Source organism: Rhodococcus globerulus (genome assembly GCF_019334125.1).
GTDB classification, from domain to species: domain Bacteria; phylum Actinomycetota; class Actinomycetes; order Mycobacteriales; family Mycobacteriaceae; genus Rhodococcus_F; species Rhodococcus_F globerula.
On record NZ_CP079698.1, the window covers coordinates 5,421,519 to 5,434,541 of the forward strand.

Annotated in this window: 11 protein-coding genes; 8 read left to right on the forward strand and 3 right to left on the reverse strand. The window is 61.5% G+C overall.

Annotated features, from left to right (window positions below):
- The first annotated feature begins 91 nt into the window (after positions 1-91).
- The 5 genes from KYT97_RS24715 to KYT97_RS24735 all read left to right on the forward strand — a co-directional run bounded on the left by KYT97_RS24715 (position 92) and on the right by KYT97_RS24735 (position 4,822).
- A complete protein-coding gene (locus KYT97_RS24715; RefSeq protein WP_033233918.1) occupies positions 92-1,252 on the forward strand; it encodes a pyridoxal phosphate-dependent aminotransferase in 1,161 nt (386 codons plus the stop codon).
- 64 nt (positions 1,253-1,316) lie between these two features.
- On the forward strand, positions 1,317-1,922 hold the full coding sequence (locus tag KYT97_RS24720) for a TetR/AcrR family transcriptional regulator (protein ID WP_141486485.1): 606 nt from the start codon (positions 1,317-1,319) through the stop codon (positions 1,920-1,922).
- A 40-nt stretch (positions 1,923-1,962) separates the two neighbouring features.
- Positions 1,963-3,384: an adenylosuccinate lyase gene (purB, locus tag KYT97_RS24725; protein ID WP_172935789.1), complete on the forward strand. Its 1,422-nt coding sequence runs from the start codon at positions 1,963-1,965 to the stop codon at positions 3,382-3,384.
- 65 nt (positions 3,385-3,449) lie between these two features.
- A complete protein-coding gene (locus tag KYT97_RS24730) occupies positions 3,450-3,866 on the forward strand; it encodes an HIT family protein (protein WP_033233921.1) in 417 nt (138 codons plus the stop codon).
- A 296-nt stretch (positions 3,867-4,162) separates the two neighbouring features.
- Positions 4,163-4,822 carry a response regulator transcription factor gene (locus KYT97_RS24735; protein WP_033233922.1) on the forward strand — a complete coding sequence of 220 codons (660 nt, stop codon included), beginning with the start codon at positions 4,163-4,165 and terminating at the stop codon, positions 4,820-4,822.
- A 55-nt stretch (positions 4,823-4,877) separates the two neighbouring features.
- On the opposite strand, the gene KYT97_RS24740 is transcribed toward KYT97_RS24735, so the two are convergent.
- Entirely contained in the window at positions 4,878-5,795 is a 918-nt protein-coding gene (locus KYT97_RS24740) for a tyrosine-protein phosphatase (RefSeq protein ID WP_092806376.1), read from the reverse strand.
- Between the two features lie 294 nt (positions 5,796-6,089).
- Here KYT97_RS24740 and KYT97_RS24745 point away from each other — a divergent pair, with 294 nt between their 5' ends.
- Together KYT97_RS24745 and KYT97_RS24750 are read left to right on the forward strand one after the other, a co-directional pair.
- Positions 6,090-6,983: a phosphoribosylaminoimidazolesuccinocarboxamide synthase gene (locus KYT97_RS24745; protein ID WP_045068766.1), complete on the forward strand. Its 894-nt coding sequence runs from the start codon at positions 6,090-6,092 to the stop codon at positions 6,981-6,983.
- Positions 6,980-9,097: a S9 family peptidase gene (locus KYT97_RS24750; RefSeq protein WP_033233925.1), complete on the forward strand. Its 2,118-nt coding sequence runs from the start codon at positions 6,980-6,982 to the stop codon at positions 9,095-9,097. The genes KYT97_RS24745 and KYT97_RS24750 overlap by 4 nt, the downstream gene beginning before the upstream one ends.
- Here the strand turns inward: KYT97_RS24750 and KYT97_RS24755 are convergent.
- Complete coding sequence (locus KYT97_RS24755) at positions 9,094-9,783, reverse strand: response regulator (protein ID WP_033233926.1); 690 nt, start codon at positions 9,781-9,783, stop codon at positions 9,094-9,096. The two genes, KYT97_RS24750 and KYT97_RS24755, sit on opposite strands and share 4 nt — an antisense overlap.
- A complete protein-coding gene (locus tag KYT97_RS24760) occupies positions 9,780-11,360 on the reverse strand; it encodes an ATP-binding protein (RefSeq protein WP_219110894.1) in 1,581 nt (526 codons plus the stop codon). The genes KYT97_RS24755 and KYT97_RS24760 overlap by 4 nt, the downstream gene beginning before the upstream one ends.
- A 117-nt stretch (positions 11,361-11,477) precedes the next feature.
- Between KYT97_RS24760 and KYT97_RS24765 the strand changes: the two genes are divergently transcribed.
- The gene (locus KYT97_RS24765) at positions 11,478-12,890 is read left to right on the forward strand and encodes a cation:dicarboxylate symporter family transporter (RefSeq protein WP_219110896.1); all 1,413 of its coding nucleotides are present in this window, start codon (positions 11,478-11,480) and stop codon (positions 12,888-12,890) included.
- Positions 12,891-13,023: the final 133 nt, after the last annotated feature.

Consider the following 13,023-nt stretch of genomic DNA (forward strand, 5'->3'; position numbering starts at 1 on the left):
GCTTCGATTCTCTCAGGTGGCTTCCGGACCGTAATGCTACTGATCGAGAACCCGCTGACACCCGATTGCCTGTACCGACTACCGTCGAGGTGTGCGCTCAGAATCTCGTCGATCGAACATCCAGACTTTCCACGTCATGGACGTGTGGAAAGCCGCCACCGAACGTCAGCGGACTCATGGTGACGTCCTGACGCTGGCGGCCGGCCAGCCGTCGACGCCCGCGCCCACCCCGGTGCTGGCCGCAACGCGCGAGATCCTCGGCACAGAACTGTTGGGATACACCGAGACGTTCGGCATTCTTCCGCTTCGTGAGGCCATCGCCCGGTACCACGCGCAGAGTTCGGGAATCACCGTCGACGCCGATGACGTCGTTGTCACCACCGGATCTTCGGGTGCATTCACCTTGCTGTTCCTGGCGGCGTTCGACGAGGGCGATACCGTCGTCGTGGCGCGTCCAGGCTACCCGGCCTACCGCAATACGCTTGCGGCGCTGGGATGTAACGTCGTGGAACTCGATTGTGGCCCAGCTACCAGGTACCAGCCGACCGTCGAGATGCTCGACGCGCTGCCGACGCCGCCGGCCGGACTGATCGTTGCCAGCCCCGCCAACCCGACGGGTACCGTCATCGCACCCGAAGAGCTTGCCGCGCTGGCGAAGTGGTGCGACAAGAACGGAACATTGCTGATTTCCGACGAGATCTATCACGGCATCGGCTACGGAGACCAGCAGACGTCGAGTGCCTGGGAAACGTCCCGCGAATCCGTGGTCATCGGCTCGGTGTCCAAGTACTTCTCCATGACCGGGTGGCGTCTCGGCTGGATGCTGGTGCCCACTTACCTGCGTCGCCCGCTACAGAGACTGGCGTCGAACATGACCGTGTGCCCGCCCGCAATTTCGCAGTACGCCGCAATCGAAGCGTTCTCGGCGGAAGCGAAGATCGAGCTGGACGGCCACGTCGAGCGGTACGCGCTCAACCGTGAACTTCTGCTGACAGGCCTGCCGAAGCTCGGCATCACCGAACTTGCTCCTGCGGACGGCGCTTTCTACGTGTACGCCGATATCGGGCATCTGTGCGGCGACGAGGGTGCAACTGCCTGGTGCTCGCGGTTGCTGACAGATACCGGAGTTGCGCTTGCCCCGGGAATCGACTTCGACACGGTGCACGGAGATCGGATGGTTCGTCTCTCGTTTGCTGGTGCCACCGCGGATATCGAAGAGGCACTACGACGCCTCGAAACGTGGCTCACGTAACAATCAACAGGGCGTTCGGGCTGTTTTCCGGTGCCGACACTGCTGCTCCTGGCACGATGGAAACGTGTCGGGAGCCGCAACACCCAAGGGAGCAAAACGTCGCCAAGCGTTGGTGGCGTCTGCTGCTGAACTTTTGCTGGAGGGTGGATTCGACGCGGTTCGTCATCGCGCGGTCGCTGCCAGGGCCGGTCTTCCGCTGGCCTCGACAACCTATTACTTCGACTCACTCGACGATCTCATTGCGTGTGCCGTCGAGTTGAACGGTAATGCCGACATGGATGCGGTTCGGGCCCGTGTTGCGGCGGTGACGCAGCGTCGACGGGGACCGGAGTCCACCGTCGACCTGCTGGTGGAGGTGCTACTCGGCGAGGACGAGAAGCGGCCGGAGAGCCGGGAACGATTGATCGCGCGGTACGAGAGATTTGTGGCGTGCGCCCGCCATCCGGCACTTCGTGAGGTGCAGTTGCGATTGCGCGCGCAACTGGACGAGGCGCTCACCGAGGCATTGGCACGGTCGGGTCGCACCAGCTCGGAAGGGCAGTTGCGACGCCTTGTTGCGATGGTCGACGGCGCCATGATCTCGGCACTGGGGGAGTACGACCCCGACCCACGTGGATTGGCGCGCGGAATGCTCCTCGAATCCATCGACGTGATGGCCCCACCTGCGTAGGGGTAACAGCACTGTTCACGCACCGTTAGACTGAGGCCTCGTGAGCCGCATCCCGAATGTCCTTGCCAACCGTTACGCCAGCCCGGAGCTTGCAGCTCTGTGGTCTCCCGAGCACAAGATCGTGCTCGAACGACAGTTGTGGGTGGCGGTGTTGCGGGCACAGGCTGAGCTGGGCATCGACATTCCGGCCGACGCTATTGCCGATTACGAGCGAGTCATCGACAACGTCGATCTTGCGTCCATCGCGGATCGTGAGCGCGTCACCCGCCACGACGTGAAGGCACGTATCGAGGAGTTCAACGCTCTTGCCGGTCACGAGCAGGTTCACAAGGGCATGACCAGCCGCGACCTCACCGAGAACGTCGAGCAGTTGCAGATCGTCCGCTCACTCGAGCACGTCTACAGCCACGGCATCGCCGTCGCCGCCCGTCTGGGTGAGCGCGCTGCCGAGTACTCGTCCATCGTGATGGCCGGACGCTCACACAACGTCGCAGCTCAGGCGACGACATTGGGCAAGCGTTTTGCTTCCGCAGCCGACGAACTGCTGGTCGGGCTGACCCGTCTGCGTGAGCTGATCGACCGTTACCCGCTGCGCGGAATCAAGGGCCCGATGGGTACGGCTCAGGACATGCTCGACCTTCTGGACGGTGATGCGGCGAAGCTCGAGCAGCTCGAGACGAAGGTTGCCCAGCACCTCGGGTTCACCAACGTTCTCACCAGCGTCGGCCAGATCTACCCGCGCTCGCTCGATCACGACGTCATCTCCGCGCTCGTTCAGGTGGGCGCAGCGCCGTCGTCGTTCGCTCACACCATCCGTTTGATGGCCGGCCACGAACTGGTGACTGAAGGCTTCCAGCCGGGCCAGGTCGGCAGCTCCGCGATGCCGCACAAGATGAACACCCGCTCGTGCGAGCGCGTCAACGGCCTACAGGTCATCCTGCGCGGCTACGGGTCCATGGCTGCCGAGATGGCGGGCGCTCAGTGGAACGAAGGCGACGTCTTCTGCTCCGTCATTCGCCGAGTCGCATTGCCTGACGCATTCTTTGCGATCGACGGCATGTTCGAGACGTTCCTGACCGTGCTCGCCGAAATGGGCGCGTACCCGGCCGTCATCGAGAAGGAACTGACCCGCTACCTGCCGTTCCTCGCAACGACGCGTGTACTCATGGCAGCAGTTCGCGCCGGTGTCGGACGTGAGACCGCGCACGAAGCCATCAAGGAAAATGCTGTCGCCGTGGCACTCGCGATGCGTGAAGAGGGCAAGGAACCCGATCTGCTCGATCGCCTGGCTGCGGACGACCGACTTCCCCTGGATCGCGCTGCCCTCGACGAGGCACTCGCGGACAAGGCGGCCTTCATCGGTGCCGCGTCGGCTCAGGTCGACGCCGTAGTGGCCGAGGTACAGAAGCTTGTCGACGCCAATCCTGAAGCTGCGGCATACGCGCCGTCGCCGATTCTGTAGGGGCTACCCCCCGTGCGCCTTTTTGGTAGTGGCCACTGCCGAAAAGGCGCACAGGGTCGAAGACCATGAACTGCATCTTCTGCTCCATCATCGCCGGCGAAGCCGAGGCAAGTGTTGTCTACGACGACGCGAATGTACTTGCCTTCATGGATATTCGGCCGTTCACGTCGGGGCATCTGCTGGTGGTGCCGAAGCGTCATGCCAGCGGATTGTCGACCCTCGATTTCGACGAAGGTGCCAGGATATTTGCAGTCGCGCAAAAGATCGCCACAGCGATGCGTACCGGACATCTGCCCGTCGACGGGGTGAACCTGCATCTCTCTGACGGAGCCGTTGCAGGGCAGGAAGTTTTCCATGTTCATCTGCACGTCATTCCGCGCAATCGGGGCGACGGTTTCGGGCTTCGTGCAATTCCGCGCACACCCACCAGGTCAGTTCTCGACAGTACGGCTGCTGTCATCCGAGACGCCCTGATCCAGTAGTTCACCCGACGTGGGTGCTTCGGGGACTTTGGTTATCGAGCTACCGTGGGGCCGACTGCTGGTGGTATCGCCGTTGATGCACATCATGGTTCTCGTATTTCCGCTTCTACGGTCCGCTGGAACCCTATTTCGATCGAAGTCGGAAACTGGGAGATATCACTCTGGTCCGGTGAGGCCGAAATATACCGCGGTTATCGAACGTAAACGGGCAATCCGGCAAATCGGTGTAACTGTGCGTCTGTCATCATCGAGATCGATAACGTGGTTTAAATACCACCGAGCTGGAGGATGATCGCGTGATTACAGTTCTCATCGCCGACGATCAGCAGGTTGTCCGTCAAGGGTTCGAGCTTTTCCTCACCGATCACCCTCGCATCGAGGTCGTCGGCCATGCGGCATCGGGATTCGAAGCACTTCAGCAAGTCCGATTGCTTCAACCGGACGTGGTTCTCATGGATATCCGCATGCCGCACGGTGACGGGCTGACTGCGACTTTCGAGGTTCTGAAGGAATTCCCGAAAACTCGCATTATCGTCGTAACGACGTTCGACCTCGACGAGTACGTTTTTGGTGCGCTCGACCTAGGCGCGGTCGGGTTCCTGCTCAAAGACACCGACCCGGACGATTTGGTGGACGCGGTCATTGCCGCTGCAGACGGTGGCTCGGTATTGTCGCCGAAGCTCACCCGCAGAATGGTCGCCGAATTCGCGCGTCGTAAACCGTCTGCCCCAGTCGAATTTCCCGACCACGGATTGAGCGTTCGGGAAATGGAAGTGGTCCAGCTACTTTCGAGTGGGTTGGGTAACGGTGAGGTGGCCGACGCGATGAAACTCGAACTGAGCACGGTGAAATCGCATATCGGCAATATCTGCCGGAAACTCGATGTCCGCACGCGGGTGCAGATTGTCATCTGGGCGTATCGGAACAATATGGTGAGAGATTCACGGGTTCGATAAGAGCACGTGGTGCCCGCCTCCGCAAAGCGGCGACGAACACCACGTGAGAGTGCACTTATCCGAGCAGCTTTGCCTTCAGCGTTGCGATAGTCGACCGACTGAGCCCGAGGCCCTCGGTCAGGTAGCGATCGATGGTTCCGTAAGAGGATTCCACTTGATCGAGTCCGGCTTCGATGTAACCGGCCTCGACTCCGAGGAGAGGCTCCATATTGGTTGCCACTGCCGGACCAGCCACGCTGGAGATGTACGCGAGTGTCGCCTTGATGCTTTCGGTCGAGTACTCGTTGGTCAGCATGTAATCACTCATGATCGTGGCGCGGTCGACGCCGGCGATGCTCAGAAGCAACATCGAGGCCCAGCCGGTGCGGTCCTTACCGGCGGTGCAGTGAAAGACCTGTGGCCCATCGGTTTCCGCGAGCGACGTGAGCAGTTGAGTGAATCCGGCCCGTTCTGCGGTGCCCGTGACAAACGCGCGGTTTGCATCCTGCATCAACGACCGGGCTTCTTCGGGCGACTTGATCTGGAATGCCATCTGGTAGATGTCGCCGGCCAGGACCGGGATGTTCTCGTAAGCGACCCCGGCAGGCAGAACATCCGGCTTGTCGGCGATTTCGGCTGCGGTGCGCAGGTCGTAGACCTTGGTCAATCCGAGTGACTCCAAGGCAGCCATGTCGGCGCCCTTCGGTGTGATGGCATTGGCCCGGTAGAAAACACCCTTGTTGACGTGTTGGCCGAAGGAGCCCGAGTACCCGGATCCGGTCCCGGCGACGTCGCGGAAGTTGTCGATACCCACCAGGCGCGGAGCATCGGCAACCTGCTGTGAGCTGCCGAAATCCAAAGAGCCGAAGTCGAGCGAGCCGACGGGCGGCTGGGGAGCAGCCTGGGCAAGTGCAGCGCCGCCGATCAGGAGACTGCTCGAGATCGCCAGTGCTGCGACGGCACGGACGCCGGTGTTGCGTGAAGTTCGTGACATGTGAAAGTCCTTCGTGGAGAGGGAATCTGAATTCGCGAGAGGCTCTGAATCGAGTGTGGACCCGCGAAACCCGCAAATTCGATGGGCCTCCCACCCAATGGGAGATCTGCTTCGGCGGGGTTGTCTGCAAACTGGCAGTTCATCAACTGTGACGGCGGCCTCTCGCGCACCGGGCCTGGCTAGCTGCATTATCCGGTTAAGCAGGGCAGACGGCTCCCCGGACGGGGAGTCTCTGTACCCGTCCTGGCTACCAGGGTTCTGTACGAACTGCGAACGCCCGATAGGGTGATAAGCGTGCGTCCTACACTTGATTCCTACACTCATCTGGCCGGTGGCAAGGTCCGTGACCTTTACACGATCGACGACGAGCACTTGCTGCTGGTCGCGAGTGATCGGATCTCGGCCTACGATCACGTGCTCAGCACGCCGATTCCGGACAAAGGCCGCGTCCTCACCGCGATGAGCGTGTTCTTCTTCAACGTCCTCGGCGGCAACAATCACCTCGCAGGTGAGCCGGACGACGACCGCATCCCCGAAGAGGTTCTCGGGCGTGCGCTGGTTGTGCGCTCGCTCGACATGATTCCCGTCGAATGTGTGGTCCGAGGATTCCTCACGGGTTCCGGTCTGGTCGATTACCAGAAGACCGGCGCGGTGTGCGGCGTCAACCTTCCGGAGGGCCTCGTGGAAGCGTCACGCTTGCCCGATCCGATCTTCACCCCGGCGTCCAAGGCTGCTCTCGGAGATCACGACGAGAACATCAGCTTTGATCAGGTAGTGGAGAAGGTCGGTCAGACGCTCGCGATTCAGCTTCGTGAGGACACCCTCGACGTGTATGCGCGAGCATCCAATTTTGCCGCTGATCGCGGAATCATCCTCGCCGACACCAAGCTCGAGTTCGGTCTCGACGGGGGCGGCAATCTCGTGCTGGCCGACGAGGTGCTGACACCTGATTCCTCGCGGTACTGGCCACTCGAAGGCTACGAGCCTGGCAAGGTTCAGCCGAGCTTCGACAAGCAGTTCGTTCGCGACTGGCTGACCGGCCCCGAATCCGGATGGGATCGGGCGTCCGATACCCCGCCGCCGGCTTTGCCGCAGGAGATTGTCGACGCGACCCGTGCGCGCTACATCGAAGCGTACGAACGTATTTCCGGATTGTCCTTCGCAGATTGGGTCGGTCCCAGCGCATGAGCCTCGTCCCGCCGGTCGCGAAGAAGGTTCCCACCGAACGCACCCATCACGGACACACGTTCGTCGACGAGTACGAGTGGCTGCGGGACAAGGACAACGCCGAGGTAGTGGCGTATCTCGAAGCCGAGAATGCGTATACCGAGGAGCAGACGGCGCATCTGGAGCCGTTGCGCGAGAAGATCTTCCAGGAGATCAAATCGCGCACCCAGGAAACGGATATGTCGGTACCCACCCGGATGGGTAAGTGGTGGTACTACGCCCGTAGCGTCGAAGGTAAGTCGTACAACGTTCACTGCCGTTGCCCGATCGCCGACGACGGTGACTGGACGCCGCCCAACTTGACCCCCGGGGTTGAACTGGACGGCGAACAGATCCTCATGGACGGCAACCTCGAGGCAGAAGGGCACGACTTCTTCTCTCTCGGCGCGTTTTCCATCAGCGAGGACGGCACCCTGCTGGCGTACTCCGTGGACGTCGTCGGTGACGAGCGGTACACGCTGCGGTTCAAGAACCTCGAGACCGGGGAAATCCTCGGTGACGAGATTCCCGACACCGCTCCCGGCGCAACCTGGGCACTTGATCACAGCCATGTCTTCTACATGACTGTCGACGAATCCTGGCGTCCGGACACCGTGTGGCGCCACAAGCTGGGAACGCCGCAGAGCCAAGATGTTTCGGTGTTCCACGAACCGGATGAGCGGTACTGGGTGTCGGTCGGTTCGACGCGCAGCGAGAAGTACCTGGTGATCTGGGTCGGTTCCAAGGTGACCAGCGAGGGCTGGATCCTCGAATCGGCCAACCCGGAAGGTGACTTCCGTGTGATCATTCCGCGTCGTGAAGGCGTCGAATACGGCGCGGAGCATGCCGTGATCGGGGGAGAAGACCGCTTCCTCATCCTCCACAACGACGTAGTGGACGGTGTGAAGGCCGAGAACTTCGTGCTGGTGGAGGCTCCGGTATCGGATCCGACGAACATGACGACGTTGATCGCGCACAGCGACGACGTGCGGCTGGAAGAAGCCGAGGCTTTTGCCGGCCACATCGTGCTGAGTTACCGCCGCGAGGCGTTGACCCGAGTTGCCGTGTGGCCGTTGACAGCTGACGGCTACGGCGAGCGTCACGAGATCGATTTCGACGAAGAGCTCTTCAGTATCGGAATGGGATCGAATCCGGAATGGGCGCAGCCCACCATCCGGTTGGGCTTCACGTCTTTCATCACTCCCGGTCAGGTGTACGACTACTACGTCGCCAGCGGTGAACTGGCGCTGCGGAAGTCGCAGCCCGTGCTCGGCGATTTCGACGCGAAGAACTACGTGCAGCGACGTGATTGGGCAGTGGCCGAGGACGGTACCCGCATTCCGCTCTCGATCGTTCGCAAGGCCGGCGCCCCCGAAGGTCCGGCGCCGTTGCTGTTGTACGGCTACGGTTCCTACGAGGCCAGCATCGACCCGTCGTTCTCGGTTGCGCGGTTGTCGCTACTCGATCGCGGTGTTGTGTTTGTTGTCGCGCATGTACGCGGCGGCGGTGAGATGGGCCGGCATTGGTACGAGAACGGCAAGACTCTTACCAAGAAAAACACGTTTACCGACTTCGTCTCCTGTGCACGGCATTTGATCGATACCGGCGTCACCGCCGCCGATCGTATGGTTGCCGACGGTGGTAGCGCGGGTGGCCTACTCATGGGTGCTGTAGCCAACCTCGCACCGGAACTCTTTGCCGGCATTCTTGCGAATGTGCCGTTTGTGGATCCGCTGACGTCCATCCTCGACCCGTCGCTGCCGCTGACGGTCATCGAGTGGGACGAGTGGGGAAATCCCTTGCACAACAAGGCTGTCTACGAGTACATGCACTCGTACAGTCCATACGAGAACGTGGAAGCCAAGGACTACCCGGCGATTCTGGCGATCACCAGTATCAACGACACCCGAGTGCTGTACGTCGAACCGGCAAAGTGGGTCGCGAAACTGCGTGCCACCAAGACCGGCGACGCTCCACTTCTTCTCAAGACCGAGATGAGCGCAGGACACGGTGGTGTCAGCGGTCGTTACGAGAAGTGGAAGGAAGTTGCCTTCGAGTTCGCGTGGGTCCTCGACACTGTCGGGGCGGCGAACTAGCTTCTGCGGTAACGGACCTGGGGGCGCCCAGCACGTCCGTATTCGGTTTCCCGGGTGAGCAGACCGTCGTCTGCCAGTTTTTCGAGGTAGCGCCACGCTGTCACCCGGGATACGCCGACGGAAGCGGCAACTTCTGCTGCGGTGAGCGGAGTGTCGGTATCCCGAACGCACGCCGATACGAGTCCGAGCGTCTGGGAGGCAAAGCCCTTCGCCGACGCGGCCCGATCGTCGGAGGTGCGTAGTGCGGCCATCGCGCGATCGATGTCGTATTGACTCGCTGCGGATTCGCCGGCGGGCAGCGCTGCGCGGTACTCCACATACCGTTCGAGCTTGTCGCGGAATGCCGCAAACGTGAACGGTTTGAGCAGGTAGAGAACAATTCCGCGGGCAACGGCGGTTCGCACCACATCGAGGTCGCGCGCGGAGGTCACCGCAATGATGTCGGGGCTCGGACGCAACCCACCGAGCGCCGATGCAACATCGAGTCCGCTTGCGTCCGGTAGGCCGATGTCGAGGAGCACCAGATCGATGGACTCACCGGCGGCGTGCGCTTCCGTGACCGCTCGCAGAGTGGCCTGACCGCTGTGAACCACACCGTGCACGACAAACCCCGGCACTCGCTCCACATAGGATCGGTGCGCCTGCGCGATCAGTGGTTCGTCGTCCACCACGAGTACCCGGATCACCGCTGTGCCTGCCGTAGCGGGATGCGCACGACCAGCATGGAACCCAGCCCAGGCTCGCTCACGAAGGTGCCGCCGTGGCGTTTCACGATCTGCGAAACCAACGCGAGGCCGATGCCGCGGGATCCGGATTTGGTGGAATATCCACGCTCCTTGGCCCTTTCGAGCGCATCGGGCGTCATGCCTGGCCCACCGTCGGCCACCGCAACCACCATTGTCGAATCCTCTTCCATGACCGTCACTTCCACCCACGGCTGCTCGCTGGTCCGCGAGGCGTCAATGGCATTGTCCACCAGATTGCCGACCAGTGTGACCAACTCACGGGACGTGAGCGGCGTGAGAGCACCGAGTGCGGTGTCCTCGGTGACGGTCAACTCCACTCCGCGTTCGGTCGCCTCACTGAGTTTTCCGAGCAACAGAGCGGCCAGAGCCGGTTCCTGAACGGCATTGACGAGACGATCGATCAACTGCTGAGACAGCCGTAATTCGTTGGTGGCAAAGGAAACCGCCTCGTCGTATTTTCCAAGCTCCACCATCGTGATGATGGTGTGCAGGCGGTTGGCGCTCTCGTGGGCCTGCGAGCGCAGCGATTCTGCAAAATCGCGAACCGAATCGAGTTCGCCGAGAACATTCTGCAATTCGGTGTGATCGCGAATAGTCAGAACTGTGCCAATTCGCTTGCCCTCCCACTCAACCGGGTGCTGATTGACCACGAGTATTCGTTGATCGGTGAGATGGACCTGATCAGTGGCTGAACTTGCGTCGACATCCCGCAACGTGGCCGGAATCGAGGACAGATCGACTCGGCCTTCCGGTAGATCGAGAAGGCGACGCGCTTCGTCGTTGACTATGTCCACCTGAGCCGTCCCGCCCCGTCCCCGACCGATGACCACCAGTCCCTCACCGATGCTGTGGAGAACGGCGTCGTGATGCTCGTACATCGTGAGCAGTTCGTCGGGTGCCAGACCCAGGGTCTGACGTCTGATTCGCCTACTTACCAACAACGAACTCAAAACAGCTGCAATCAATCCCGCGGCAGCAATTGTCAGGATGGTCGGAATGCTCTGGGCGAATTGCTTGCTGATCTCCTCTCGGGTGACGCCGACAGCCACCAAACCGACAAGCGTCCTACTCGCGTCGTAGACCGGTGTGACCGCGCGAATCGACGGGCCCAACGAACCTGCGTACGTCTCGGTGAACGTCTCACCTGCCAGCGCCCGGTCGATGTTGCCGGTGAACAATTCGCCGATCAGTTCGGGACTGGTATGGGTGTACCGGGTGCGATCGGGCGCCATCACCACGATGAAGTCGACGCCGGTGGCCATGCGAATTTTCTCGGTCTGCGGTTGCAGAATCGCGGTCGGGTCGTCGCTGGAGAGCGCCTGCGCGGTGGAGTCCGTCAAGGCCAGTGTCTCGGCGATCGAGCTCACCTGCCGACTAATGGCGTCGTCGCTGTCACCTCGCTCGTCCACTACGGCCAGTGCCGCTCCCGCGCCGATGACCAGCGACAACAGCGCAAGCTGCAGCAGCAGGATCTGCCGGGCGACGCTCATGCGTCGGCGACTGCGTCGTTGGACCATCGGTTACTCCTGAACGTTATGAACACAAACTTCACGCCTTACACATTTCCAACAAGAATTCTCCACGAACTCGAGTGATCCCCATCACTTCACTGATTTCCATCAAAGGACATCCCCATGAGCGTCACGGCAACAGGGACAGTAAACGATTCACCCCAGCCGAAGGGCACTCCGGCGAAGCGCGACAAGACGCATTGGCTCTACATGAGCGTCATCGTCGCCGTCATCGGAGGCATTCTCGTCGGTTGGCTCGCGCCCGAATTCGGCAAGTCGGTCGCCGTGTTGGGCACATTGTTCGTCAGCTTGATCAAGATGATGATCAGCCCGGTCATCTTCTGCACCATTGTGCTCGGCATCGGCTCGGTGCGCGCAGCAGCCAAGGTGGGCAAGGTCGGCGGACTGGCGCTCGCCTACTTCATCGGTATGTCCACTGTTGCCCTGGCGATCGGCCTGGGTGTCGGTAATCTTCTCAACCCGGGCAGCGGCCTGAACATCGAGCCGAACCCGGCGTCCGTCGAGAAGCTCACCACGGCAGCGCACAGTGCCGGTGGAACGTGGGACTTCGTCGCGTCGATCATCCCGACGTCGTTGCTGTCGTCCCTGACCGCGGGCAGCGTGCTGCAGACACTGTTTGTCGCCCTGCTCGTCGGCTTCGCGATCCAGTCGCTCGGCAAGTCCGGTGAACCGATCCTCAAGGGCATCGGTCACCTGCAGAAGCTGGTCTTCAAGATCCTGACCATGATCCTGTGGCTCGCCCCGATCGGTGCCTTCGGTGCCATCGCCGGCGTGGTCGGCCAGACCGGACTGAACGCAGTGGTCCAGCTCGGGACACTGATGATCGGCTTCTACCTGACCTGCTTGATCTTCATCTTCGGTGTCCTCGGCACCCTGCTGCGCGCCGTCACCGGATTCAACATCTTCAAGCTGGTCAAGTACTTGGCCCGCGAATACCTGCTCATCTTCGCGACGTCGTCCTCCGAGTCGGCACTCCCGCGTTTGATCGCCAAGATGGAGCACGTGGGCGTCGAACGCTCCACCGTCGGCATCGTCGTCCCGACCGGCTACTCCTTCAACCTCGACGGCACCGCGATCTACCTGACCATGGCCTCCATCTTCATCGCCGACGCGATGGGTCAGCCACTCGCGTTCGGTGAGCAGCTCTCGCTGCTGGTGTTCATGATCATCGCGTCGAAGGGCGCAGCCGGAGTCAGTGGCGCCGGACTCGCGACCCTCGCAGGCGGCCTGCAAAGTCACCGTCCCGAACTACTCGACGGGGTCGGCCTGATTGTCGGTATCGACCGCTTCATGTCCGAGGCTCGCGCTCTCACCAACTTCTCGGGCAACGCAGTCGCCACCCTGCTCGTCGGCTCCTGGACGAAGACCATCGACAAGGACCGCGTCGTCGATGTTCTGGACGGCAAGATTCCGTTCAACGAGGCGACCATGCTGGACGACGAGGACGAAGCCGAACAGCACAAACTCGAAACCGCGCCGACTGGCACCCAGCAGTCCTTCGTGAGCCACCACTAGAGGTTTGACCCCTCCGCTGGAGCGGAACCCGTACTTCAGATCAGTGATCCTGGTCGGAGAATGACGAACGAGACCGTTGCACTCACCGTGCGGCGGTCTCGTTCCTCGTTCGTGGCAGGCTTTCCGTCATATC